General features: G+C 67.7%; 20 protein-coding genes, 1 tRNA gene and 3 pseudogenes. 18 read left to right on the forward strand and 6 right to left on the reverse strand.

Features of this window, described 5'->3' with window-relative positions:
• Nucleotides 1-58 precede the first annotated feature (58 nt).
• Entirely contained in the window at nucleotides 59-442 is a 384-nt protein-coding gene (locus tag OG410_RS28005; RefSeq protein WP_329301651.1) for a hypothetical protein, read from the forward strand.
• A 440-nt stretch (nucleotides 443-882) separates the two neighbouring features.
• Here OG410_RS28005 and OG410_RS28010 read toward each other — a convergent pair whose 3' ends face one another.
• Nucleotides 883-1,476, reverse strand: coding sequence for a ferredoxin (locus OG410_RS28010; protein ID WP_329301652.1), 594 nt, complete (start codon nucleotides 1,474-1,476; stop codon nucleotides 883-885).
• Nucleotides 1,477-1,865: 389 nt separating this feature from the next.
• Here OG410_RS28010 and OG410_RS28015 point away from each other — a divergent pair, with 389 nt between their 5' ends.
• Both OG410_RS28015 and OG410_RS42640 read left to right on the forward strand, forming a co-directional pair.
• On the forward strand, nucleotides 1,866-2,627 hold the full coding sequence (locus OG410_RS28015; RefSeq protein WP_329301653.1) for a tetratricopeptide repeat protein: 762 nt from the start codon (nucleotides 1,866-1,868) through the stop codon (nucleotides 2,625-2,627).
• A 75-nt stretch (nucleotides 2,628-2,702) separates the two neighbouring features.
• Nucleotides 2,703-2,812, forward strand: a pseudogene (locus tag OG410_RS42640) (IS5/IS1182 family transposase); the annotation flags it as partial.
• Between the two features lie 8 nt (nucleotides 2,813-2,820).
• Here OG410_RS42640 and OG410_RS28020 read toward each other — a convergent pair.
• From OG410_RS28020 to OG410_RS28030, 3 genes are all read right to left on the reverse strand, one after another.
• On the reverse strand, nucleotides 2,821-3,138 hold the full coding sequence (locus tag OG410_RS28020; RefSeq protein ID WP_329301654.1) for a hypothetical protein: 318 nt from the start codon (nucleotides 3,136-3,138) through the stop codon (nucleotides 2,821-2,823).
• Nucleotides 3,139-3,510: 372 nt separating this feature from the next.
• Nucleotides 3,511-4,071 carry a PIN domain-containing protein gene (locus OG410_RS28025; RefSeq protein ID WP_329301655.1) on the reverse strand — a complete coding sequence of 187 codons (561 nt, stop codon included), beginning with the start codon at nucleotides 4,069-4,071 and terminating at the stop codon, nucleotides 3,511-3,513.
• A 3-nt stretch (nucleotides 4,072-4,074) separates the two neighbouring features.
• Nucleotides 4,075-4,536 carry a helix-turn-helix domain-containing protein gene (locus OG410_RS28030; protein ID WP_329301656.1) on the reverse strand — a complete coding sequence of 154 codons (462 nt, stop codon included), beginning with the start codon at nucleotides 4,534-4,536 and terminating at the stop codon, nucleotides 4,075-4,077.
• 698 nt (nucleotides 4,537-5,234) lie between these two features.
• Here OG410_RS28030 and OG410_RS28035 point away from each other — a divergent pair.
• Nucleotides 5,235-6,296 (forward strand): beta family protein, encoded by a 1,062-nt coding sequence (locus tag OG410_RS28035; RefSeq protein WP_329301657.1) that lies wholly within the window; start codon nucleotides 5,235-5,237, stop codon nucleotides 6,294-6,296.
• Here OG410_RS28035 and OG410_RS28040 read toward each other — a convergent pair.
• Complete coding sequence (locus OG410_RS28040; RefSeq protein WP_329301658.1) at nucleotides 6,246-7,544, reverse strand: VanZ family protein; 1,299 nt, start codon at nucleotides 7,542-7,544, stop codon at nucleotides 6,246-6,248. The genes OG410_RS28035 and OG410_RS28040 overlap by 51 nt on opposite strands.
• Before the next feature lie 237 nt (nucleotides 7,545-7,781).
• Between OG410_RS28040 and OG410_RS28045 the strand changes: the two genes are divergently transcribed.
• The 6 genes and pseudogenes from OG410_RS28045 to OG410_RS28070 form a co-directional block, all read left to right on the forward strand.
• A complete protein-coding gene (locus tag OG410_RS28045; RefSeq protein ID WP_329301659.1) occupies nucleotides 7,782-8,441 on the forward strand; it encodes a hypothetical protein in 660 nt (219 codons plus the stop codon).
• Entirely contained in the window at nucleotides 8,438-8,632 is a 195-nt protein-coding gene (locus OG410_RS28050) for a helix-turn-helix transcriptional regulator (protein ID WP_329301660.1), read from the forward strand. Before OG410_RS28045 ends, OG410_RS28050 begins: the two co-directional genes overlap by 4 nt.
• A complete protein-coding gene (locus tag OG410_RS28055; protein WP_329301661.1) occupies nucleotides 8,629-10,080 on the forward strand; it encodes a tyrosine-type recombinase/integrase in 1,452 nt (483 codons plus the stop codon). Before OG410_RS28050 ends, OG410_RS28055 begins: the two co-directional genes overlap by 4 nt.
• Nucleotides 10,081-10,119: 39 nt before the next feature.
• Nucleotides 10,120-10,373: pseudogene (locus OG410_RS28060) on the forward strand (helix-turn-helix domain-containing protein); the annotation flags it as partial.
• Between the two features lie 191 nt (nucleotides 10,374-10,564).
• A complete protein-coding gene (locus OG410_RS28065; RefSeq protein WP_329301662.1) occupies nucleotides 10,565-11,155 on the forward strand; it encodes a hypothetical protein in 591 nt (196 codons plus the stop codon).
• A gap of 149 nt (nucleotides 11,156-11,304) precedes the next feature.
• A pseudogene (locus OG410_RS28070) lies at nucleotides 11,305-11,461 on the forward strand (IS5/IS1182 family transposase); the annotation flags it as partial.
• 608 nt (nucleotides 11,462-12,069) lie between these two features.
• On the opposite strand, the gene OG410_RS28075 reads toward OG410_RS28070, so the two are convergent.
• Nucleotides 12,070-12,141, reverse strand: a tRNA-Arg gene (locus OG410_RS28075).
• 178 nt (nucleotides 12,142-12,319) lie between these two features.
• On the opposite strand from OG410_RS28075, the gene OG410_RS28080 reads away from it, so the two are divergent.
• From OG410_RS28080 to OG410_RS28115, 8 genes are all read left to right on the forward strand, one after another.
• Complete coding sequence (locus OG410_RS28080) at nucleotides 12,320-12,808, forward strand: response regulator (RefSeq protein ID WP_443063802.1); 489 nt, start codon at nucleotides 12,320-12,322, stop codon at nucleotides 12,806-12,808.
• A 687-nt stretch (nucleotides 12,809-13,495) separates the two neighbouring features.
• Nucleotides 13,496-14,674, forward strand: a complete 1,179-nt coding sequence (nrtL, locus tag OG410_RS28085) for an ArgS-related anticodon-binding protein NrtL (protein WP_329301664.1) — start codon at nucleotides 13,496-13,498, stop codon at nucleotides 14,672-14,674.
• A 42-nt stretch (nucleotides 14,675-14,716) separates the two neighbouring features.
• Nucleotides 14,717-16,108 carry a diaminopimelate decarboxylase gene (lysA, locus tag OG410_RS28090; RefSeq protein WP_329301665.1) on the forward strand — a complete coding sequence of 464 codons (1,392 nt, stop codon included), beginning with the start codon at nucleotides 14,717-14,719 and terminating at the stop codon, nucleotides 16,106-16,108.
• Nucleotides 16,109-16,364: 256 nt separating this feature from the next.
• A complete protein-coding gene (locus tag OG410_RS28095; RefSeq protein ID WP_329301666.1) occupies nucleotides 16,365-17,657 on the forward strand; it encodes a homoserine dehydrogenase in 1,293 nt (430 codons plus the stop codon).
• 6 nt (nucleotides 17,658-17,663) lie between these two features.
• Nucleotides 17,664-18,722 carry a threonine synthase gene (thrC, locus tag OG410_RS28100; protein WP_326785500.1) on the forward strand — a complete coding sequence of 353 codons (1,059 nt, stop codon included), beginning with the start codon at nucleotides 17,664-17,666 and terminating at the stop codon, nucleotides 18,720-18,722.
• 719 nt (nucleotides 18,723-19,441) lie between these two features.
• Nucleotides 19,442-20,371 (forward strand): homoserine kinase, encoded by a 930-nt coding sequence (gene thrB / locus OG410_RS28105; protein WP_037624966.1) that lies wholly within the window; start codon nucleotides 19,442-19,444, stop codon nucleotides 20,369-20,371.
• 388 nt (nucleotides 20,372-20,759) lie between these two features.
• Complete coding sequence (rho, locus tag OG410_RS28110; RefSeq protein ID WP_329301667.1) at nucleotides 20,760-22,814, forward strand: transcription termination factor Rho; 2,055 nt, start codon at nucleotides 20,760-20,762, stop codon at nucleotides 22,812-22,814.
• Between the two features lie 178 nt (nucleotides 22,815-22,992).
• Complete coding sequence (locus tag OG410_RS28115; RefSeq protein WP_329301668.1) at nucleotides 22,993-24,819, forward strand: trypsin-like serine protease; 1,827 nt, start codon at nucleotides 22,993-22,995, stop codon at nucleotides 24,817-24,819.
• Nucleotides 24,820-24,935: the final 116 nt, after the last annotated feature.

Consider the following 24,935-nt stretch of genomic DNA (forward strand, 5'->3'; position numbering starts at 1 on the left):
GTTGCACGTGTGGCTCTCTCCAGCCGATCCTGTGTACTCGGCGGACGAGGAGGACGACGTGGGGCTGATCCTGTTCCCGGGCGACGGGGACACCGCCAGTCCGGATGTCGCCTGGTCCTCCACCGGCTTCAACGCGTTCCGCCGCCGCTTGACGCAAGCGGAAGGGTTCGTCCTCGACGAGATGCGAGGCTTCGGCGGAGAGCGCCCCTGGAGCGATGTCTCCACCACGCTGGAGCCCTTCCTCGACCGTCCGGACGACGGTGGCGGTGAGCTCTCGACTGCCGAGTGCACCGCGTTCTTGCCCCGGTTGGAAGCGATCACCGGCGAATGGCGAGCGCAGGCCGCCGACCCCCTCCTCCAGCAGCACATCGAAGACGCCCGACAACTGGCGCTCGTCCTACGCCTCTGTATCCGGAAAGACGTCGAACTCCTCTTCCTGTGACGTCTGACAAATGATCGTTTCTCACGTCTGCGGCTTGGGCCGATGGCCTTGCCGTGGCGGGCTGGGGCATTGATGCTGATCTGGTGCCAGGACAGCGGAAGAGGAAACGCAAGGAACGAGACTCACGGGCACGGGCCGCCGCTCGCACCGCTCCGGACAAGGGTCGCTGGGAAGTGGTCTTCGAGACTCGTGATGAGTCGGAATTCAATGCTCACCTCCGTGGCCTGCGTGCCGGGAAGGAGAGGTTCGACGGGGAGCTGGCTCGGATCGACACGCTCTGCGGGCGTCTGACGCATCCGACCACCTACCGGCTGAGCCTGTTCGTGCCGTACCCCGCGGGTGATCCTGACCGCGAATACCTTGATGATGGATCTTGTGGTGGTCGAGGTGAGTCGACGGACAGATACGGCCTGGACGAGTAGATCCGAAAGCCTGGTGGACTACAGCCTGGGTAGAGCCTCGGTGGGGTCCGGAGAGCGACGTTCTTGGAGCCGGTAGAGGTAGACGCGCAGGTCGGTTGCGAGTGCGCCGTCGAGGTAGGTGAGGAGGTCGTTCAGTCCCGCGGTCGCCTCCCGGTGGCTCTCATCGGAGTGGGCGGACCATGCGGTGTTGAGGCTTGTGGCCCATTCACGCAGTCGGCTCCGCTCGTGCCACCACGACCGGACAGAGTCCGCGGTCCAGTGCTGGTCTCCGTCCCAGCCGTAGCCGCTGAGGGGATCGGCCCAGGCGGCGAAGAGCAGCCGGTCGACCTCGAAAGCGTTCTTGGGCTGGCGATAGACGAACTCCTGGCCTGTCACATCGTCGTAGAGGACGTGATCGGGGGCGGCCATCCGCCCGGACCAACAGTTGTCGGTGTCGGCGCCGTAGAACGGTCCTGGTACGTTGCGCCGGTTCCGTTCTTCCCAACGGCCCATCAGGTACGTCTCGGGGTGCGGCAACGCCGGAACCAGATTGGGCACCGCTTCGGGCACCGGAGCGTCGGCAGCAGCTCGTGAGGCCGGGAGCGGGTCCCAGTACCCAGAGTGACCGTTCATCCTCGTACCTTGCTATCTCTGTGTTCGTCTGCGAGAACGCGACGAGGGTGCCCAGGATCAGCGTTGCTGAGCAACGTTGACCAGGAGGCCACGTGCACGCCGATCTGGACATACTCGTCTAGTCGGAGTGCGGGGCGCCCCCGTGCCCCGCACCGCCGGCCCCGACGCAGGGCACCGTGGCCTGCCGGAGCCCGGACGGGTGTCCTTGCCGACATGGCAGAGTGCCCCGGCCGGCAAGTCATCGGCTGCTTCGGCGAGTTGGGCGAGACAGCAATTGCGGACCTGCCTCGAACATGCGTGCGCGGTGTTCGTAGGATCCGGGCATGAAACTCTTCCGGCGCGGCCGATACGAGCTCGGACAGATGATGAGAAGCCCTCTGGTGCCGGCCATGACCCTGTACGTGACCGGACGCTATGCCGATGCCGAGGCGGAGGCCCGTGGCGTAGCGGCGGCCCACTCCCGGCGGCGCGGTGATGCATGGGCGCCGATCGCGCTGGGCATCGCGGCGCTCGCCACAAATGCCCAGGGCCGTCACGCCGAGGCTCTGGCCGCATACGACGAGCTGCTGCCGGTCTTCGGCCGGACCTTCGGCGCCGAGCATGTGCAGACCCTGAAGCTACGCTCGGACCGCGCCCAAGCGCTGACCGCGCTCGGCCGGCACGCCGAATGCGAGGCGGAGTGCGCAGCCGTCTCCCAGATCGCGGCCCGCGGAACAGGTCCGGAGATGGCGCTCACCGCTGCGGGCGCGCGCAACGGCCTGGCCTTCGCCCTCAACGCGCAAGGCCGCCACCAGCAGGCTGAGACGATCATCCGCGAGGCCCTGGCCGACCACCAGGCTTCGGACCGGTTCACCGTAGTCCTGCGGCTCGGCCTGGCCCGCAGTCTCAACGGACAGGCCCGCCACGAGGAGGCCCTCGCCGAAGCGGAGCGCGTCGACCAGCTGCACCGCGCCCTGCGGGACGAACTAGGCCGCTCCGAGACCGGCGCCGTCGAGCTGGCTCTGGCGACCGCCCTGCTGGGACTGGGCCGCGCCGCCGAGGCCCGCCCCCGTGCCGCGGCTGCCCACGATGCCTGCCTGGCCTTGTTCGGTCCGAATCACCGCCGCACCGTCGAGGCCCAGGAACTGCTCGACCGCATAGACGGCATCTGACCAGAACCCAGAACCAAGAACCAAGAACCAAGAACCAAGCCCCTCATTTCGCTGCCCCCAAGTGCAGGCCTCCCCGACAGGCTCAAGACGTTCAGGGCGGTCACGACCCGTTACGGCAAGAGGGCCTACGTCTTTCATGGCACAGTGACGGTTGCTTCTTCCGCCTGTGGCTCCGTACTGGATGAGGGGCCGCTCAGAGCGCGGTAGTGCCCTGGTAGTGGTGCTGAAGTGCGCTGAGCACGCGCTCGTCAACACTCCTGACGTCCCAAAACGAGCTGTCCACCTCGGTCAGGACGACCACCAGTACGTCCTCCGCGAACCCGCAAGCTTCGGCGTCGATCAGTTGGACTCCAGGGGTTGTCAGTGAGAGCAGCGTCAGGGCGTCCATACCGTCGCCCGCGGACCGACGCTCCAACTCCGCGGTGAGGTCCCACTTCTCCTCGCACTCGACACGCCACCGCAGACCCAGGCCAAAGCTGCCAAGACGGACCAGCAGTTCAGCCAGCGTCACATAGTGAGGTCCGTGCCAGGCAGGAAAGGTGATTCCTTTCATCCCGGCTTCCGCTTCTGCCGTGTACCTCGACAAGAGACCCCCTCGTTCGGCATCAAACACTAGGTGTATTGCCCTGTGAGGCTGAATGCCGGCGATGCGGTCGGGGTGCGGAGAGAGTCTCGGGAACTTCCGTGCCAGCCGGTATTTCCTTCAGTCATTCCCACTCATCGTTCACCGCATCGTCCCCATCGCGGTTGGCGCGGCCTGGTGCCAGGCTCTACGGCTTACGAGTGTGTCGGAGGCGTGTCGCGCGCACGGGTTGCGAAAGCTTGCTCACGCCTGGAGCCCCGTGCTCTGCCGGGCTGGCTAGGCACAGGCGGCAGTAGGTACCTAGGTCAAGGCTCGCAGCGCGGCTGCTGACGCCACCAGGCCTTCTCGCTCCAGTGAACCGATCACGTCCGCGACCACTGCGTTCGGCGGGTTCTCCCAAGCATCCGCTATCTGCGTAAGCACCCCGTATACCAGCCTGGGGGAGAGATCGACCTGCGCCTCGACGAAGGCGTCTGGATGGACGGCCTGCACGTTCCACACAGACAGCTTGTCGGCAGGGAAGTCCTTCAGGTTGGAAGTGACGATCACCTGTGCTTTTGCTTTGATGGCAGCGGCCAGGACGTGCCGGTCGTCGGGGTCCGGCAGATCGAGTATGTCGGTCAACGGTTCGTGCCCCTTGACCAGCACATCCCGGATCGCCCCTGACATCAGCTCCCGCGTACGATCTAATTTCTTCTCATCCAGGTCCGGCCGATTCTTCTTTAGATTGCGGAAGGTCTCATCGAGGATCTGGTCCGTCCACTTCGCCTGTACAAGCCCTGCCTGCGCCACGCGAATGAGAACGTCACGCAAGGTACTCGGATACAGGACGTTGGCGTCGTAGACGGCGACGAAAGCCATGGCCTAGATCATTCCCATCTCCTGGCCGAGCTGGGTGAGCTCATCAGCCACACCTCGGCGACGGTGGTCGTCCCTGCGCTGGTACTCCAATAGAGACGACGCGGTGATTCTGCGGTGTGTGCCAACGGTCCGGTATTCAATCTCATCGGCATCCAAGAGGCCGATGAGGAAGGGTCGGGACACGTTGAGCATGTCGGCTGCTTGCTGAGTGGTGAGCTCGGCGTCGGACGGAACGACTGACACGGCCCGGCCGGCGCCAAGGTGTGCCAGGAGTGAAGCGAGGAGCTCTACGGCCTCGCGAGGGAGAGCCAAGGGCTCACGATCGCCTCCGTCTTGAACAGTGACAGTGATCTGGGAAGCCTCCTGGTGCTCTGTCAGGTAGGCCCGGACCCTGGTGAGGGCATGGTTCGCAGTCTCTTGTTTGTCGTCCGGGAGCTTGACCGGACGAATGTCAGTCTTGGTCATGTGTGCGCCCCTAGATTTGGTGGGTGGGCGCCAGGGATAGTCCGCCGCCGTTGGCGCGGTGGCGGGCTGGCGTGACGGTAGGCCCCGCGGACGTTGGCGCGGCGACGGGGCCTACCGCCAGGGTGGCCTGGTGATCGTTCTGGGGTCATGGCGGGCAGCTGCCTTACTCATCGAAGTATCCGCAATATTCGAAACAAGCGCAACAGATGAAAAGGGTGATTCAAGACCGCAGGCGTTGTCGAGGCTCTGACCTGCGACGAAGCTAGGGGGTGCGTGCGGCGTTACAGAGTGCGACAGGAGGCACCACGTGGGAGTAGGTCAGATCGGAAGTCGCCTCCGGCTCCTGCGTCCACTGGGAGGTCGGCTCCGCCGACGAGCTGTAACACCCGCGCTGGGTGTTACAGCCATCTGTGACCGGACAGCCCGGACAGCGGTTCTCTGAGCTGTCCGGCTTGTTGGTGCAGGTGACGGACTTAACCGGACAGCCGGACAGCTCGGACACCTGCCGCGCGGTCCCGGCTCCGGAGGGCGCTCAGGCGTAAGTGGCATGCGGCAGCTGCGCGGCCTGCATGCGTTGTTCGACCCTCAGCTTTGAGCCCTGTGGCTCGAACAGCGCTCTACCTGCCTTTGTTTCCCGAGGTCACTCTGGCAAGTGCGACTAGCTCGACAACTGGCTGAGTGTGGGGAGCGCTTGGGGGGTGCTGGTGGTCTACGTTCCGATTTTGAAGGGCAAAGCGGGCGAGTTTCTGGCGTTGGGCCACGCCTCGGTGGAGGTGCAGGCTCAGCTCCGCCCAGTGATGGAGATCGTGCCGGACTTGGAGCTCCGAGATTTGCTGGAGACCTTCTGCGAGCACGCCATGGACAACGTTCCGGACGGCATGGTCCTCACGGTTGACTGTGGCGCACTGCCACCCGTCCGCGTGCTCAAGGGAGACGTCGGTGGGCCTGTAACACGAGTTGGTGAGTCTTTGGGGCTACGTGGTGTTGCTATGTCCCCAGTCTTCAGGTGTTCCGACCCTGATGACGTGTTGGGAGAGGTGGCAGGGGTGGCCGCGGCCCACCAACAGGGAGCATGCCTGCGGATCTCTACAGCCGCTGATCTCGGCGAATCGCTACCCAGCGAGGATCGGGTGCGCGATTTGCTTCGTGCAGTGCAGCTGGCCCCTGGGGAGGTCGACTTGCTGGTTGACGCCGGTCCGGTGTACTCGGACCGGACTAGGGAGGTTCTGGCGGAAGAGACCACCGAAGCCCTGAAACATCTCTCGCCCTGGCCCTGGAGACGCCTCTGCGTGGCGGCCGGCGCTTTCCCTGTAAACCTGACAGGCTTCAAACGAGGCCAGGCCACGCCGGTCGTTAGGGAAGATGCCCGGCTCTGGGCGAAGGTCGTCGAGAAGTGGCACGGCCCGCAACCTGACTTCGGGGACTTCGGGGTGACGTACCCCCGCATCCTGCCCAAGAGCCGCGGGACCCCGGACCCCAACATGCGCTACACCACGGCGGCCGACTGGCAGGTCTTCGTGTATCCGCGGATTCGGCAAGGCAACGACGACTTCTTCACACTCAGTCAGGACCTCGTCAATTCACCTCACTGGCCTGTCGCGGGAGCTGCCACGTCCTGGGGCGACGCGCGCCTTCAGGAGTGCGCCCAACGCAGGCGCCAGAAGGCGGGAGGAGGTACTGAGTGGCGCGCCTGGGCAACATCGCACCATCTAGCTGTCGTGGTGTCTCAACTGACGGCCACCGGGCACCCCGAGGACTGAATGGTGCCGGCGTGACGGACACGTGACTTCGGGACTTGCAGGTGCGGACGCGCGCTTAGAAGGCGCCTGGTGCCGCCACGCGCCTGCTATCTGCTGCGCCAGGAGCAGCGTGGATTCGGTGGCCTTCCCAGTAGCGTCGTGTGCGAGTTCACGCGCCTTCTCCTCGTCCACGGTGATGCTAGGAAGTTTTGGGTCTGCCAACGTTCGAGCGTTGAAGCCGAGGATGCGCTTCGCGGTAGTAATGGTGATGTCCAGGCGCATTGGCATCAGTACGCCGTCCTTGTACCGCCGGTACGTCACCATGTAGGCGCGAGTCGGACCTTCACCCAGCACGCGCACCTTTTGCGTACTTCCGTCGACACTGTCAGGGAACCATTTCCGGGCGAATCGATCGGCCGTGGCTACCGCATCCTTCTGGCTTGCGGTTCCCTTGTCGCCGCGATTGTCTTTCGCCCAGGCAGTTTCGAGGTGCTTCTCGGGCCACCATCCCGCGATACTCCCGCGATTAGTCTCAGCGGTGACCTTCTGCTTGTCGCCGATGAATTTCACACTGCTACTGACGATTTCAGTGTCGGTGCCGAAGGTTGCTTTCGCTGCCGTGGAGAGCCACTCGTTTGCGTCGATCGCCACGTCGACGCGCCGCTGCCGAGCATCGTCCTTGGCAACGACGTCGACTGACTCAATTTGGGTCAAGAACAGGGCCGCACACAAGCCGCCGCCGAGAATGAGAACGGATACCCCCCACGCAACGTCTCGCTTGGGGCGATATACGGGGGTTCGGTGAACCAGGCACCAGAGTGTCCCGGCACCCACCCCAAGGACCGATCCCGTCGCATTTGCCGTGAGATCCGTCAGGGTGCATGAACGTCCCAGATGCCCCAGCGACTGGATGAGTTCAACGGCTCCGCTGAGGCACGCGAAGGCGGCTGCGACAGTCACCGGGCGCCGCAGGGCGAGAACAGCGAGGAAGGCGCCGGGAGCGAAAAGCGCGACATTCAGCAGTGCGCTTTCGTCGGTGAACAGATGGATCGGCGCGCCCATATCGCACTGCGCGGCCTCCAGGCCAGCACTGCCAGGCAGCATGGTAACGGAAAGGATGCCGGCCACGTATACGGCGAGGGCGGTCGGCAGTCGCCACGGCTTGGCGCGGGCTTTCAGCAGGAAAACCGTGGGCAGGGCGAATAGTGCACCGAAGATCAGGAAGGCTGTTATTAGGCCCGGCACGGCGGAGATTGACGCTTCGAGCACGGAAGATCCCTAGAGACGGGGCCGGGGCACTTCATTGAGCGCCCCGGCTGTCGCATGCCGGGTTCAGCAGATGCTGAGGTTCGGCGTGTAGTAGTTGCCTGCTTGATGTCTGAGCCGTCCACCGCGGTCTTCTGGGAGTCGAGGAACAGGTCTTCTCCCGTGGTCATGGCGAGCTGAATCGTGACTTTACTTCCGCCCGTCTTCTTGTACTCCGTGGCGGAGTAGTACAGCGAACAGTTGTTGCTGACGAGGCAGCCGTCATCCTCGTGTGACGCGCATTACGTTTCCGTCGGCTACGCGAAGCGCCTTGCGGAGCATTACGGCATCGAGGTCGTCCTGGTCCACCACGTCCGCAAGGCAGGCTCGGACGATTTCCTGACGGAGGTCTCCGGGACCAACGGCATCGCGGGCGCCGCGGACGCAACGCTCGTACTGAAGCGGGCGCGCGGGCAGGCGGACGGCATCCTGCACGTCACCGGCCGCGACGTGGACGAAGCCGAGTACGCCCTCAGCTTCCAACCCGCCTCCGGAGCCTGGCACTTGCTGGACGGCCCGGCCACCGACCACACCGTCGGAGACACCCGAGCCACGATCCTCCGCTACGTCCGTGCCCACCCCGGGGCGAAGCCCAAGGACATGGCAGGCGAGCTGCCGCACGTCGACATGGACACGATCCGCCGGACCTGCGCCCGCATGGCCGAGGCGGGACAGCTCACCAGGGACGCCGGCGGCCGGTACTACCCGGACACCGAGACCCGGACACAGGGTGCCCCGGAGGTGTCCGGGCTGTCCGGCTGTCCGGTTAACCCCCCTGAGCTGCAAGAACGACCCGGACAGTCGGAATTGGAGCTGTCCGGGCTGTCCGGGTCGACCGACGCCGAAGGGACGGCGGTATGAGCGCCCGCGCGTTGGAAGAGAGGTTGACCATCGCCGAGGTCATCACTGATCTGAAGGTGGCTCCGTCGACCTTCTACCGGTGGCGTCAACTCGGGAAGGGCCCGCGCTCGATCAAGCTGCCGAACGGCGACGTACGCATCCGCAGGTCGGAATACGAGCGGTGGCTTGCGGAGCGGGAGGACGCCGCGTGAGCACGACCGAAGACACCCCGGCTCTCCGCCCCCACGGGGAGGCCCGGCCGGGGTACTCCCTCGACGTCCGGCTGTGGAAGGCCACGAAGGTCGACCGCAAGGCGCGTCCGTACCAACTCCGCTGGGTCGTGGGCGGGAAGGTGAGCAGCGCGACGTTCGCCACGTCGGCACTTGCCGAGAGCCGACGCTCGGAACTCCGACAGGCCATGCGTCGAGGCGAAGCGTTCGAGATCGCGAGCGGACAGCCCGAGTCCGAAGTCCGTGCGGCGGCGACGGCGGCTGAGGCCGAGCCGTCGTTGCGGTGGTTCGAGTTCTGCCGGAAGTACGTTGCCGGGCGGTGGCGTATGAGCGCCGCGAAGACGCGTGAAGGCATGGCGGACGCGCTCGCCGCCGTGGCGCTGGCCATGGTGAAGCGCGGGGACGACGCCCCTGACGACAAGCACCTGCGGCTGGCATTCCGGTGGGGGATCGTCCCCGCGAACGCGAGGGAGGATCCGCCGGCTGAGCTGAAAGCCGCGTACGAGTGGCTCACGACGCAGGACCGGCCGGTTGTCGACCTGGTGGACGTCGAGGTGTTCGAGGACGTGGTCTACCGCCTCAGCTACCGGCTGGACGGCACCCCGGCGGCGGGGGAGACCCACAGACGGCGGCGCCGCGCCCTGAACACGGCCCTCGAACACGCAGTCGCCGCCAAGGAACTCCCCGAGAACCCGCTCCAACGAGCCCGCGGGAAGCGCGTGGGTTCCGGTGGGGTGGTGGACCGCCGTGTGCTCGTGAACGCCGTACAGGGGCGCCAGTTGCTCGCCGCCGTCTCCTACGTCGGCTCGTGGGACCGCAGTCGCGGGCGCCGCCTGGTGGCGTTCTACGCGGTCATGTACTACGCAGGGTTAAGGCCCGCTGAGGCAGTTGGGCTGAGGCTCCCTGACTGTCACCTATCGGAGGAGGGTTGGGGCACGCTGACGCTGCGGGAGACGCGCCCTGTATCGGGCAAGCAGTGGACCGACTCCGGGGAGCGGCACGACCGCCGGGGCTTGAAGGCTCGCGAGTCCGACACCGACCGCCCAGTCCCCATCCCGCCCGTCCTGGTCGCCATCCTCCGGACCCACCTGAAGATGTTCGGGACCGCCAAGGAAGGGCGCGTGTTCGGGAATGAGCGCGGGGGAGTCGTCGGCTCATCCACGTACTGGCGCGTGTGGGAGGAGGCGCGGTTGTTCGCACTCCCGCCGGACCGCGTCGAATCGCCGCTCGCCGGACGCCCGTACGACCTGCGTCACGCCTGCATCACGCGATGGCTTAACGCAGGGGTCCCAATCGCCGAGGTAGCACGGCGGGTCGGCAATTCCCCAGAGGTGATCCACCGCCGATACCACGGCTGTATCGACGGGCACGAGGAAGCCGCCAACGCGAAGATCTCGAGGGTTCTAGAGGAGGAGGGAGACGCCCCCTAAAGGTGTTGCACGAGGCTCTGATCTGGGCGTCTCCGTTTTATGGCCGGGGTGTTGAGGGATGAACGAATTTGGGTGGAGACGTCCAAGGGACTGCGAGTGACTCAGTTTGCACGCCTGTTGAAGGCGGTGCGGGAACGAGATGGCAACGGCACCTGCGAGGTCGGCCATGGTCGTTGCCGCTGTCCGAACGGGTGTTGAAGGGCGCGGGGTATTGCCGCACGAACCTGACGATGCGGCAGCTCGGCCCGCTATTCAGCGTCTCCTCCTCCACCGTATGCCGGGTTATTCAGCGCTGGGTTCGCGCTGCGGAAGTCCTGTGACTCGGTCCAACCGACGCCGCATCAACCTCAGATGTTCCTCAAGTTGCGTGGCTTCGGCAATTCCATGGCTGTAATTTGACAAGGACCTATCAACAGCAAGCAATACGACACGCGACCGTCACGGTGAGGTGGTTGGCGGTGCCGTATGAAAACGGGGAGCGATTTTGAGCAAGAAACTGGTTTCGGTAGTGGCGGCCACCGGCCTGGCAGCGGCCTCAGTCGTGCTGCTCGGGCCCGTGACGTCGGCCAGTGCGGCGCCGATCGTCTGTGAGCCGGGTTACAAGAGCGCCACCTGGACCGGCCAGAGCAGCGGCTGGGTGATCACCCACGCCAAGCAGATCAACATTCCCGCCCACGGTACGGGTAGCTACACGAAGTCGGCGACGTATCGCAAGACCGTCACCTCGGGGCGTGAGGTCACGGCCGGAGGCAGCTACTCGGCGAGCTGGGTCATCTCCAGCATGGACGCCCACGTCTCGGGAACCCTTTCCAGGGCAGGGGAGAAGACAAAGGAGACGAGCGAGTCGGTCACCTTCAACTTCAACAGGACGGGGACCTACGTGGTCTTCAGCGGGGTCAAGAAGGCGAGCGGCTACTACAAGGCCAAGACCTGCAACTCGCGCGGCACGGGCTGGGGGAACGTGGGTTACGGGAAGGCCCGCAGCTGGAACATCCAGGCAGAGGGTGCCGTCAAGTGCAGCGAGAGGCCGGCGAGCGGAAGCGTGAAGCTCGCTGCCAAGAGGGGATACTGCTGATCCTTGCACGCCCCGGGTTCCGCGACCCGGAGATAGAGCGACTGCCGCGCCCGTCGCGGTGACTGTGGCCGGGCCTCTTGTCGGAGGCCCGGCCGCGGTGCGTCCCGGGTCAGATCGGATCGACACCATGGTCGAGGTCGAAGGAACGCAGCCACTCTCACAAGCAGGTCCGTGGCTGCGTGGAGCACGTTTCTCCGCGCACATGAAGACCTGGAAGATCCTTCGCGAATGCCGCCTGAAGGGCGACGGCGTCCACACCGCCATGCTCGGCTCACCCGCTCGCACAACATGCTTCAGGCCGCATGACGGAACTGGGGAGGCAAGCCCTGCGCTTTGGGCCAACAAAGATCAATAGCGGGACAGCCTTTAAGGGTGTTTTCCGTAGGCTTCGTAGTTCGGCGAATCGGTCGCTCCACCGGTGCAGCCTTCTATCCAGACGGTCCGGTCGCTGACGTCATCGGGCATCTGCTCACCACACTGTTCATGGATTGTGGCCTGCGGAGGGCTTTCCGGTCCGCTGCACGACATCAGGTACTGCGCGGTGTCGGTGATGCTCCCGTCCGTGCACTCAGTGCGCTGAGGGCCTTTGGGCGGTGGTCGGTAGTCCTGGGTGACTTGGACACCAACGTCGAACGCGTTCCAGTAGGTGTCTTCGCGAGATGCTGAACAGCCTGCTGCTGCGAGGGCACTGATCGAAGCCAGCGCAGCCCCGACGAAAAGGCGCTTTACGCTGTCTCCTTCAGAAGGGGATCTTGATGCGTCACGTGCGTCGGAGCTGTGTCATATGTATCGCAGATAGTGCGCGAACAGTGAGAGAGAACGAGAAAGAGCGGGAGTCAGTGAGACTGACTCCCGCTCTCTCGTCTAGGCATCCGCCCAGCTCAGCGGGTGATTCTTGCTGGCTGTGTGGCGAGTGCCCCCGGCAGGATTCGAACCTGCGCACACGGCTCCGGAGGCCGTTGCTCTATCCCCTGAGCTACGGGGGCGTGTCGGGCGCTTTGTGTGCGGCGACGGGTAGAACCCTACCAGCTCTTTCAGGGGTGATCGCCACGTGTTTTGGTCGGGGTCGGGTGGTGTTGCGGGAGCGGGGGAGGAGCGTGGGACGGGTGTAGCGGGTGGCTGGGGTGGGGCTGTGGGGGGTGGTGTGGGCCGCACGGGGTGGAAGTGGGGAAAACCCGGACGCGGCGGTGGGCGCGGACCTACTCTCGAGTTGTGCCAGGCGTGTCCGGTCGGGTGCTTGTTGTGGACGACAACAAGGTCATCCGGCAGCTGATCAGGGTCAACCTCGAGCTGGAGGGTCTCGAGGTCGTGACCGCGGCTGACGGTGCCGAGTGTCTGGACGTCGTCCATCAGGTTCGGCCCGATGTCGTCACCCTCGACGTCGTGATGCCCCGGCTCGATGGCCTGCGTACCGCTGCTCGGCTGCGTGCCGACCCCCGGACCCGGAACCTGCCCCTCGCCATTGTCAGCGCCTGCACGCAGTACGAGGTCGAGAGCGGGCTCGACGTCGGTGTCGACGCCTTTCTCGCCAAACCTTTCGAGCCGTCCGAACTCGTGGACCTTGTAAGGCGGTTGATGGGGCGGCGTGAAGTGGGCGGTGTCGCGGACGCCACCGTTGAGGAGACCGAGCGCGCGGGGCGCAGCGGTCATTGAAGTGTGTGGGTGTGTGAGTGTGTGGGCGTCGGGGTGTAGAGGGGTGCAGTAGAGCCGTATCGGGTGGGGTGGGGCCTCCGTTGAGTTCCCGGGGCTGGGGCGACGGGTTCTTCTTCGCTGGTCGGCCGGTGGGCTGTGTCAGTACCCGTTCCGGTCCCCGCCTGCGTACGTCGGCCCCGCCGTCGATCACCGGGTCTCGCTCGTCCCTCCCGCGCTCGCCTGCTCGCCTGCTCGCGTCAGGTTCACGGATCCCGGCTCGAATGGACGAGACCGGCTCAGCTACACCGATCCGGCTTCGCCCCCCGTCTCGACGGCGGCTGGCTTCGGCGCCGTCTGTCTGTGCCTCTGGCCTCGACGGCGAGACTCGTCTCCCCGGTCCAGTACCTCCGCACGCCGACGACGACAACGCCGCCCCCTGCCGACGACCCGCGCTCCGGCCCCTGGCATTAGCCCTGGTGCCAGCCCCCGGCATCAGCACTCCCAGCATCAGCCCTCAACAACCGCGCCCCCGACGACCGCCCCCACCCCTCGGTCATGCCCGCCCCCTGCTGACTCCGCTCGGCCACCCCCTTCAACGCCACCCCTCCCCACTCCGACCCCGCGTCCTTCCCCGCCCCCCGTCCACATCCCGGACCATCACCCAAACCGGCTCGCTTTCCTACCCCCCCTCTCCCCTAGGCTTGTGCCGTGACTCCCGTCGAGCTCTCCCGTACCGTGCTGCGCGCGGTGCGTTGTGCTGTCGACGTGGGGGAACTGAGCGTCTCCGTGCCCACGAGTGCGGTGGTCACCCCGCCGGGGCCGGGTGGGTGCGGGGACTACGCCACGAACATCGCGTTGCGGCTCGCCGGTCCGGCCGGGCGGCCGGCTCCTGAGGTCGCCGAGATCCTGCGGCCGTACATCGCGCGTGATCCCGGTGTCGCCGACGTGACCGTCACCGGACCCGGTTTCCTCAACATCACCCTCGCGGGTGGCGCCCTCGCCGACCTGGTGGAGGTGGTTCTGGAGCAGGGGACGCGCTACGGGTACGGCGACACCCTCGCCGGGCAGGTCGTCGAGCTGCGCGTGCCCTACGACGCCCGGGCCGAGATCGTCGCCGACGCCCTCGTACGGATCGTCGCCACCCAGGGCGGACGTGTCGAGGTCCGCCACCTCGAGCCGGTGAACCTCCGGCCCGTGCCCGCGCCCGAGGACCCCGCCCCCCTCGGCCACGACGCCGCTCGCTGGGCGCTGCTCCACCCCGCGCCGCACGACCAGCCCCGGATCAGCGCCGACCATCTTCTCCAGCGCGAGAACAACCCTCTCTTCCGCGTCCGTTACGCCCACGCCCGCACCCGCGCCCTGCGCCGCAACGCCGCCGCCCTCGGTTACACCGGCGCCCCCCTCCGGGAAGTACGTCCCGCAGGCCGTTCCCGTGTTCTCGCTGGTGCCGGCGCCGGTGCCGGTGCCGGTGCCGCCACCGGTGTGGGTGCTGGTGCTGGTGTGGGTCTCGGTGTCGGGGGCCCCGGTGACGCCCGTCGTGCGGGTGTCCCGCCCCGGACCGCCGGCTCCCCCCTCGTCGGACCCACCCCCGCCGAAGTCGATCGCCTCCTCGGCCCCACCCCCGCCGAATCCGACCTCCTCACCGCCCTGGCCGAATATCCGCATGCCCTGCGTCTCGCCGCGCGGCATCGGGCGCCCGACCGGCTGGCGCGGCATCTTGTCGTGACCGCAGACGCTGTTCTCGGTTTTCAGCACAGCGTGCTGCCGCTCGGCGACGAGAAACCCTCGGCCGCCCACCGTGCCCGGCTCGCGCTCGCCGAAGCCGCCGGGACGGTGCTGGCCGGCGGCCTGTCCCTGCTCGGCATCAGCGCACCCGAACATCTCTGATCAGCAGATGACACAGATGACACAGCAGAAAGCCCTACAGACATGAGCCGTTCCGCACATCCCGCCGGGCCCCGTCACGCCGACGTTCTCACCGAGGGCCACTACAGCGCCCCGCCCGCCGACCTCAACGTCCTCGACCCGAAGGTGTGGTCGCACACCGTGAGCCGTACGGAGGACGGTGTCGTGACCGTCGGCGGGGTCGAAGTCACCGCGCTGGCCGAGGAGTTCGGCACTCCGGCGTACTTCCTCGACGAGAGCGACTTCCGCGAGCGGGCGCGTGCCTGGCGTACCGCGTTCGGGCACGACGCCGATGTCTTCTACGCGGGCAAGGCCTTCCTCTCGCGCGCCGTCGTACGGTGGCTGCACGAGGAGGGGCTCAACCTGGACGTGTGTTCCGGGGGTGAGCTGGCGACCGCCCTGTCCGCCGGGATGCCCGCCGACCGCATCGCCTTCCACGGCAACAACAAGTCCGTGAACGAGATCCGTACGGCCATCGAGGCCGGTGTCGGGCGGATCGTGCTCGACTCCTTCCAGGAGATCGTGCGGGTCGCCCACATCGCGCAGTCCCTGGGCAAGCGGCAGCGGGTGCAGATCCGGGTGACCGTGGGCGTCGAAGCGCACACGCACGAGTTCATCGCCACGGCGCACGAGGACCAGAAGTTCGGGATCGCGCTCGCCGACGGGCAGGCCGCCGAGGCCGTGCGGCGGACGCTGGCGCTCGACGCGCTCGAACTCGTCGGGATCCACTCGCACATCGGCTCGCAGATCTTCGACATGGCCGGCTTCGAGGTCGCCGCCCGACGGGTCGTGGCGCTGCTGGCCGCCGTGCGCGACGAGCACGGCGTCGAGCTGCCCGAGATCGACCTCGGCGGCGGTCTCGGCATCGCGTACACCAGCGACGACGACCCCCGCGAGCCGCACGAGATCGCCAAGGCGCTGAGCGAGATCGTGACGCGTGAGTGCGAGGCCGCGAAGCTGCGTACGCCGCGGATCTCCGTGGAGCCGGGGCGCGCCATCGTGGGCCCCACCGCGTTCACGCTGTACGAGGTCGGCACCATCAAGGCGCTCGACGGGCTGCGGACGTACGTCTCCGTCGACGGCGGCATGTCCGACAACATCCGGACCGCGCTGTACGACGCCGAGTACAGCGTCGCCCTCGTCTCGCGCACCTCCGACGCCGAGCCGATGCTCGCGCGCGTCGTCGGCAAGCACTGTGAGAGCGGGGACATCGTGGTCAAGGACGCCTTCCTGCCGGCCGACCTCGCACCGGGTGACCTGATCGCCGTGCCGGCCACCGGCGCGTACTGCCGGTCCATGGCCAGCAACTACAACCACGCCCTCCGCCCGCCGGTCGTCGCCGTGAAGGACGGCGCGGCGCGGGTGATCGTCCGCCGTGAGACGGAGGAGGACCTCCTGCGTCTCGATGTCGGGTGAGCGGGAGAGCGGGAGAGCTGGGAGTAGTAGCGGCGGCGTGGTTCCCGATCGTTCAGGGATGACGTCAAGTGACAGGAGGTGACTTCAGGTGGTCGGATGGACCGGATCGGCCGGGTGTGGACCGGGACGGAAGATCTCCTGTCGTCACCTACCAGAAAAATGAAATGGACGTCTCACGATCCGGACGAAGGGTAGAAACTCCCGTCCGGTGAGTGAGACTGGTCCAACCGAACACGGTATGAGGAAACGAGGTCGGATGATGCGTACGCGTCCGCTGAAGGTGGCGCTGCTGGGCTGCGGGGTTGTCGGCTCAGAGGTGGCGCGCATCATGACGACGCACGCCGACGACCTCGCGGCCAGGATCGGAGCCCCCGTCGAGCTGGCGGGCGTGGCGGTCCGCCGGCCCTCCCGGGTGCGCGAGGGCATCGACGCCGGTCTCGTCACCACCGACGCCACCGCCCTCGTCAAACGCGGCGACATCGACGTTGTCGTCGAGGTCATCGGCGGCATCGAGCCCGCCCGGACGCTGATCACCACCGCGTTCGAGCACGGCGCCTCCGTCGTCTCCGCGAACAAGGCGCTGCTCGCCCAGGACGGTGCCGCCCTGCACGAGGCGGCCGAGGAGCACGGCAGGGACCTCTACTACGAGGCCGCCGTCGCCGGTGCCATCCCGCTGATCCGGCCGCTGCGCGAGTCCCTCGCCGGCGACAAGATCAACCGGGTGATGGGCATCGTCAACGGGACCACCAACTTCATCCTCGACAAGATGGACTCCACGGGCGCGGGTTACCAGGAGGCCCTCGACGAGGCCACCGCGCTCGGGTACGCCGAGGCCGACCCCACTGCCGACGTGGAGGCCTTCGACGCCGCCGCCAAGGCCGCCATCCTCGCCGGGATCGCCTTCCACACGCGGGTGCGCCTCGACGACGTCTACCGCGAGGGCATGACCGAGGTCACCGCCGCCGACTTCGCCTCGGCGCGGGGGATGGGCTGCACCATCAAGCTGCTCGCCATCTGCGAGCGCGCCGCCGACGGGGGCTCGGTGACGGCGCGCGTCCACCCCGCGATGATTCCGCTGACCCACCCCCTCGCCTCCGTGCGCGGCGCGTACAACGCCGTGTTCGTCGAGGCGGAGGCCGCCGGTCAGCTCATGTTCTACGGGCCGGGCGCCGGCGGCGCCCCGACCGCCTCCGCCGTCCTCGGCGACCTGGTGGCCGTCTGCCGCAACAAGCTCGGCGGTGCCACCGGCCCCGGCGACTCCGCGTACACCCAGCTTCCCGTCTCGCCCATGGGCGATGTCGTCACGCGGTACCACATCAGCCTCGACGTGGCGGACAAGCCCGGTGTTCTCGCCCAGGTCGCCACGGTCTTCGCCGAGCACGGGGTGTCCATCGACACCGTGCGTCAGTCGGGCAAGGACGGCGAGGCCTCCCTCGTCGTCGTCACCCATCGTGCGTCCGACGCGTCCCTCGCCGGGACCGTCGAGGCGTTGCGCAGCCTCGACACCGTGCGGGGTGTCGCCAGCATCATGCGGGTTGAAGGAGAGTAACCAGCAATGACCCACCAGTGGCGCGGAATCATCGAGGAGTACCGGGACCGGCTTCCGGTGTCCGACAGCACGCCGGTCGTGTCGCTCCGCGAGGGCGGCACGCCGCTCGTACCCGCGCAGGTGCTCTCGGAGCGCACGGGGTGCGAGGTCCACCTCAAGGTGGAGGGCGCCAACCCGACCGGTTCCTTCAAGGACCGCGGTATGACCATGGCGATCACGCGGGCGAAGGAGGAGGGCGCGAAGGCCGTCATCTGCGCCTCCACCGGCAACACGTCGGCGAGCGCCGCCGCGTACGCCGTGCGCGCCGGGATGGTCTGCGCCGTCCTCGTGCCGCAGGGCAAGATCGCGCTCGGCAAGATGGGCCAGGCCCTCATCCACGGCGCCAAGATCCTCCAGGTCGACGGCAACTTCGACGACTGTCTGACGCTGGCGCGCTCGCTGTCCGACAACTACCCGGTGGCGCTGGTCAATTCGGTCAACCCGGTGCGTATCGAGGGTCAGAAGACCGCCGCGTTCGAGATCGTGGACATGCTCGGCGACGCGCCCGACATCCATGTCCTTCCGGTGGGCAACGCGGGCAACATCACCGCGTACTGGAAGGGGTACACGGAGTACGCCGCCGACGGCATCGCCGGACGGACCCCGCGCATGTGGGGGTTCCAGGCCTCCGGCTCCGCGCCCATCGTGCGCGGCGAGGTGGTCAAGGACCCGTCGACCATCGCCACCGCGATCCGGATCGGCAACCCGGCCTCGTGGCAGTTCGCGCTGGCCGCGCGGGACGAGTCGGGCGGCCTCATCGACGAGGTGACGGACCGTGAGATCCTGCGCGCCTACCGGCTGTTGGCGGCGCAGGAGGGCGTCTTCGTCGAGCCCGCGTCCGCCGCGTCCGTCGCCGGTCTGCTGAAGGCGGCCGAGCAGGGCAAGGTCGACCCGGGGCAGCGCATCGTCTGCACCGTCACCGGCAACGGTCTCAAGGACCCCGACTGGGCCGTCGCCGGCGCTCCCCAGCCGGTCACGGTCCCGGTGGACGCGGCGACGGCGGCGGAGCGGCTCGGTCTGGCGTAGTCCCGGTCCGGTCCGGTCGAGGTTCACGACCGGACCGCCGGCCGAGGTTCAGGACCGGGCTGTCGGACGTCGACCGTCGGCCGTAGGCCGTAGCGCGGGACCGGGCCGTCGGCCGAAGCGCAGGACCGGTCCGGTGTGAAGCCGGGCCGGGTCCGCTGTGAGGGCAGGGCAGGGCAGGGCAGGGCAGGGCAGGGCAGGGCCGGTCCGGCCTGAAGTCGCGCTCGATCCGGGGTGACGTCACGACCGGTCCGGCCCGAAGACAGGCTCGGATTGGCGTGAAGTCAGCCTCGGATTGGCGTGAAGTCAGGCCTTGTCCGGCGTGAATCCGCCGGTGGCGACACGCCGGGCGTGAACCCGGGGCGCGGGGCGGGCGGACTCTTCTTGAGCCGTCCATCCCGGGGAACTCGCTGTGAACGGGCGGGAAACCGTCCGAAAGCCGACGGAAACCGCCCGCTCGCGGGGGGTATCCCCATGCCGACCCGACGGGGGGTGCACGAGGGGCTTACGACACGCATCGTGCGCCTCCTGTGCGCCCTATGTCGCCACAGAACCTTCCTTCGATAGGCTGTACCGAACCCGCCCGCCGCATATGCCGCGGTGCCGCGTGGTCTTTGCGGACTCCGGGTCCTGGTACCCGTCCGTCGCAGTTCGTCTCGTGGTTCATCTCGCAGTTCTCGGAAATCTCGTACATCACGCAGCTCAAGGAGAGTCATCGAGCGATGGCCGGTCCAGCGTTCCGCGCCGCCGCCGTCCGGGTGCGCGTCCCCGCCACCAGTGCCAACCTCGGCCCGGGTTTCGACGCCTTCGGCCTGTCACTGGGGCTCTACGACGACGTGGTCGTCCGGGTGGCCGACTCAGGACTGCACATCGACATCGCGGGTGAGGGCAGCGAGACGCTGCCCCGCGACGAGAAGCATCTCCTCGTACGTTCCCTGCGCACCGCTTTCGACCTGCTCGGCGGACAGCCGCGCGGCCTCGAGATCGTCTGCGCCAACCGCATCCCGCACGGCCGGGGTCTCGGCTCCTCGTCGGCCGCCATCTGCGCCGGCATCGTCGCCGCCCGCGCGGTGACGATAGGCGGGGAGAGCAGGCTCGACGACACCGCGCTCCTGGAGCTCGCCACCGAGATCGAGGGACACCCCGACAACGTCGCGGCCTGTCTGCTCGGCGGATTCACGCTCTCCTGGATGGAGTCCGGTGCCGCGCGGGCCATCAGGATGGACCCCGCCGACTCCATCGTCCCGGTGGTCTTCGTACCCGGAAAGCCCGTGCTCACCGAGACCGCGCGCGGCCTGCTGCCGCGCACCGTCCCGCATGTCGACGCCGCCGCCAACGCGGGCCGCGCCGCACTGCTCGTCGAGGCGCTGACCCGGCGTCCCGAGCTGCTGCTGCCCGCGACCGAGGACCGGCTGCACCAGGAGTACCGCGCTCCGGCGATGCCGGAGAGCGCCGCCCTCGTGGAGCGCCTGCGCGCCGACGGCATCCCGGCGGTGATCTCCGGCGCGGGACCCACGGTCCTGGCGCTGGCGGACCGCGCGTCGGCCGACAAGGTGGCTGATCTCGCAGGTCAGAGCTGGGCCGCCAACCGTCTGGACCTCGACGCCCAGGGGGCGTGCGTGCTGCCCCTCGCACCTGTCGAGGTCGATTGACGACGCACGGTCGCCGGATTTGGAGAGGGGGAATGTTTGTTGGATCCGGTAGTGTTAACCTCAAGTCTGCACCCGACCCCACCATGGCGAGGTGCTTCGCGTCCCTGTTCGGGACACCCATTCTTCCGGGAGCCTCCCAAACTGCTACGTGCCTTGCATTGGGTGCTATGCGCTGAGCAGTGCTGAGCACGCTCCGGAACCGGCGTGACCGAGCCGATGACACCGAAACTCAGTGCCACGGCTCCGGAATCGTCATCACCAGCAATGTCTTCCGCCGCTTTGGCGGACCACCGCCCCGGCACGGTCCACACAGCAAGGGCCAATGCCGGACAGCACAACCGGTCGCCGAGCCAGACAGGCCGACGTCCGCTCCAGGGAAGGACCCTTCGTGAGCGACACCACCGATCTGATGGGCGCACGTGTCGAGGAGACCGCTGCCGCGCCCGCCACGGACGCCTCCGCGCCTGCCACCGGTGCCGGCTCCAGGCGACGCCGCGGTACCGGCCTCGAAGGCATGGTGCTGGCCGAGCTGCAGCAGGTCGCATCCGGCCTCGGAATCAGGGGCACCGCGCGGATGCGCAAGAGCCAGCTGATCGAGGTCATCAAGGAGGCGCAGGCCGGAGCAGGTGCTCCGGCCAAGACGGCGTCCGACGCCGCCGCCGAGACCAAGCCGAAGCGCCGGACCGCCTCGAAGGCCCGTACGGGTGACGAGGCCGCCGCGCCGGCCGAGGCCAAGGCCGAGAAGGCCGCCGAGAAGGCCGTGGCCCAGCAGCAGATCGAGATCCCCGGCCAGCCGGCCGGAGGTCCCTCCCGCCCGAGCGAGGCCGACCGCGGGGGAGACGACGCCCCCGCCGAGCGCCGCCGTCGCCGTGCCACCGCCGAGGCGGGCAGCCCCGAGACGGTCACCGCCGAGGCGAAGACCGAGACGCAGGGCGACGCCGAGAGCGCCGAGGGCCGTCGTGAGCGCCGTGACCGCCGTGACCGCGACCGGGGCGGCCGTGACCGCGACCGCCGCCCGGTCAAGGGCGACGAGCAGCAGGGCGGCCAGGGTGCCGGCCAGCAGCGCCCGGACCGTCAGGAGCGCCAGGACCGTCCGGACCGTCAGCAGCAGGGCGGCGGCCGTCAGGACCGCCAGCAGCAGCCGCGTGACGTCGGTCCCCGCGACAACGGTCCCCGCGACAACGGCCCGCAGGACGACGACGACTTCGAGGGCGGCCGCCGCGGCCGGCGCGGTCGTTACCGTGACCGCCGCGGGCGTCGTGGACGCGACGAGATCGCCGAGCCGCAGGTCGCCGACGACGACGTGCTGATCCCCGTCGCGGGCATCCTCGACATCCTCGACAACTATGCGTTCATCCGTACGTCGGGCTACCTGCCGGGTCCCAACGACGTGTACGTCTCCCTCGCCCAGGTCCGCAAGAACGGTCTGCGCAAGGGTGACCACGTCACCGGCGCGGTCCGTCAGCCCAAGGACGGCGAGCGCCGCGAGAAGTTCAACGCGCTCGTGCGCCTGGACTCGACCAACGGCATGGCCCCCGACTCCGGTCGCGGCCGGCCGGAGTTCAACAAGCTCACGCCGCTCTACCCGCAGGACCGGCTCCGCCTGGAGACCGACCCGGGCGTGCTGACGACCCGCATCATCGACCTCGTCGCGCCGATCGGCAAGGGCCAGCGCGGTCTGATCGTGGCCCCGCCGAAGACCGGCAAGACCATGATCATGCAGGCGATCGCGAACGCGATCACGCACAACAACCCCGAGTGCCACCTGATGGTCGTCCTGGTCGACGAGCGTCCGGAAGAGGTCACCGACATGCAGCGGTCGGTCAAGGGCGAGGTCATCTCCTCGACCTTCGACCGTCCGGCCGAGGACCACACCACGGTCGCCGAGCTCGCCATCGAGCGCGCCAAGCGTCTGGTGGAGCTGGGCCACGACGTCGTCGTGCTGCTCGACTCGATCACGCGTCTGGGCCGTGCGTACAACCTCGCCGCCCCGGCCTCCGGCCGCATCCTGTCCGGTGGTGTCGACTCGACCGCGCTGTACCCGCCGAAGCGCTTCTTCGGTGCCGCGCGCAACATCGAGGACGGCGGCTCGCTGACCATCCTGGCCACCGCGCTCGTCGACACCGGCTCGCGCATGGACGAGGTCATCTTCGAGGAGTTCAAGGGCACCGGCAACGCCGAGCTCAAGCTCGACCGGAAGCTCGCCGACAAGCGTGTCTTCCCGGCGGTGGACGTGGACGCGTCCGGTACCCGTAAGGAAGAGCTCCTGCTCGGCAGCGACGAGCTCGCCATCACCTGGAAGCTGCGTCGCGTGCTCCACGCGCTCGACCAGCAGCAGGCGATCGAGCTGCTGCTCGACAAGATGAAGCAGACGAAGTCGAACGCCGAGTTCCTGCTCCAGATCCAGAAGACGACGCCGTCGCCGGGCAACAACAACGACTGACGTCTTCGCGACCGAGGTCGTCCGCGACCGGAGTTCGCAGAGCAGAAACCGCAAAGGGCCGCCCCCGTCACCCAGGTGACGGGGGCGGCCCTTTGCGCTGTTCGGGACACGTGTACGATCGCGCCCTTGAACAGCTGCTGAAGCAGATCTGAACTCTTATCTCTGAGGGGGGACTTGAGTGGATACGTCCACGCCCGGGGGCGGTAGGCACAGACGCCGCATACGGATCGCCGTTCCGGTCGCCGCGGCCGGCCTCGCCGCCGCCGTCGCCGGTGCGCTCCTGGTGTCGTCTGCGAACGCCACACCCAGCCCGCCGACGCTGTCCCTGCCCGCCGTGAACATCGTCGGCTCCGTGCCGTCCCAGGCCACGCTGGAGAAGCGTGTCGCGGGCGCGCTCGCAGGTGATGACACCGCAGGCCGGACGACGCAGAAGGCGTCCCTGAGCGCCTCCACGACCCCGGCGCACGTGGATCCGAAGATCATCGGCGGTACCGCGACCACCATCTCCACGGCCCCGTGGATGGCGCAGCTCTGGTACTACGACGAGGCCAAGGACATCGGCTTCTTCTGCGGTGGCTCCGTCGTCTCGCCGACGAAGATCCTCACCGCCGCGCACTGCACCAAGGACGAGAACGGCAAGATCTATGACTGGGCGGCCAACGGTGCCGTCATCACCGGCACCTCTCAGCTGCCGACTGAGACCAGCGTGAACGGCGGTACGGTCACCGCCGTCTCGCGGCAGTGGACCCACTCGTCGTACAACCCGAGGACCATCGACAACGACATCGCGGTCCTCACGCTGGCGAAGCCCGTCGCCGCCAAGCCGATCCGTATGACGACCTCCGGTGACACCACGTCGTACGCGTCGGACAAGGCGACGCTCTACGGCTGGGGCCGCACCACCTCCACCACGCAGGACATCTCCGAGACGCTGAAGACGGCCACGCTGTCGATCAAATCCGACAGCACGTGCAACACGGCCATGCGGTCGGTCCTCGGTGAGGACGACTTCGTCGAGGGGCACATGGTCTGCGCGGGCAGCGCGGCGGGCACCGCGGCGACCGGCACCGACGACGGCACCACCAGCGCCTGCAACGGTGACTCCGGCGGCCCGCTGATCGTGAACGGCCGCATCGTCGGTGTCGTGTCCTGGGGTGTCGAGAACTGCGTCGCTAAGGGCGCGTACAGCGTCTTCTCGAAGGTCAGCACCTACGTCGGCGCTGCCTGGCCGCGCGTCGAGGACACCAACCTGAACGGTGACCACAAGGCCGACCTGATCGTCCGCAACTCGTCGACCAAGACGGGCTACGAGAAGGACTCCAACGGCACCTCGTTCGCCGCTCGCAAGTCGATGGGCTCGTGGGCCGGCGTGAATGTCGTACTCCAGACCGACCTCAACCGCGACGGCCACCAGGACCTCGTGTCCCGCAACAGCACCACGGGCGACGTCTACTGGTCGCACGTGGTGCCGTCGACGAGGGAGACGGTCACCGACAAGATCTTCACCAACTGGAAGGCCCGCACCCGGATCATCGCCCCCGGCGACCTCACCGGCGACGGCCTGCCCGACATGCTCTCCGTCGACTCCACCGGAGCGATGTGGGAGTACCCGGGCAAGGGCAACGGCACCTTCTCGGCGCGGGTCCAGGTCAGCACCGGCTGGAGCCAGTACAACTCCGTGCGCGCGCACGGCGACTTCACCGGCGACGGCAAGGCCGACCTGATCGCGCGCAGCTCGTCCGGCTCGTACATCTACCTGTACAAGGGCACGGGCAAGACCGGCAGCGGTGCCTTCTCCACTCGCATCAAGGTGCGCACCTGGGCGGACTACAACGCCTTCGACGCTCCCGGTGACGTGACCGGCGACGGCAAGGCCGACTTCCTGGCCCGCACCCCCGGCGGCACGCTCTACCTGTACAAGGGCACCGGAAAGGCCACCTCCGAGATCTTTGCCACGAGGATCTCGGTGGGTACCGATTTCAAGCAGTACGACATCTTCGGCTGACATCGCAGGTGAGCGGGTTCTTCCCCGCTCCGGCCGAGTGCACAGGGTGCCCACCGCGTCACGCGGTGGGCACTTTGCGTCGTGCAACCCCTTCCCGGGTTTCCCCGTCTGACCGT

It is taken from the genome of Streptomyces sp. NBC_00659, assembly GCF_036226925.1.
GTDB lineage: Bacteria > Actinomycetota > Actinomycetes > Streptomycetales > Streptomycetaceae > Streptomyces.

Excerpts from the sequence above, each read along its gene's own strand:
- OG410_RS28095 (WP_329301666.1), top strand. The coding sequence starts at position 16,365 with ATGATGCGTACGCGTCCGCTGAAGGTGGCGCTGCTGGGCTGCGGGGTT.
- lysA (WP_329301665.1), top strand. The coding sequence starts at position 14,717 with ATGAGCCGTTCCGCACATCCCGCCGGGCCCCGTCACGCCGACGTTCTC.
- OG410_RS28050 (WP_329301660.1), top strand. The coding sequence starts at position 8,438 with ATGAGCGCCCGCGCGTTGGAAGAGAGGTTGACCATCGCCGAGGTCATC.
- thrC (WP_326785500.1), top strand. The coding sequence starts at position 17,664 with ATGACCCACCAGTGGCGCGGAATCATCGAGGAGTACCGGGACCGGCTT.
- thrB (WP_037624966.1), top strand. The coding sequence starts at position 19,442 with ATGGCCGGTCCAGCGTTCCGCGCCGCCGCCGTCCGGGTGCGCGTCCCC.
- OG410_RS28030 (WP_329301656.1), bottom strand. The coding sequence starts at position 4,536 with ATGACCAAGACTGACATTCGTCCGGTCAAGCTCCCGGACGACAAACAA.
- OG410_RS28015 (WP_329301653.1), top strand. The coding sequence starts at position 1,866 with ATGACCCTGTACGTGACCGGACGCTATGCCGATGCCGAGGCGGAGGCC.
- OG410_RS28025 (WP_329301655.1), bottom strand. The coding sequence starts at position 4,071 with ATGGCTTTCGTCGCCGTCTACGACGCCAACGTCCTGTATCCGAGTACC.
- OG410_RS28010 (WP_329301652.1), bottom strand. The coding sequence starts at position 1,476 with ATGAACGGTCACTCTGGGTACTGGGACCCGCTCCCGGCCTCACGAGCT.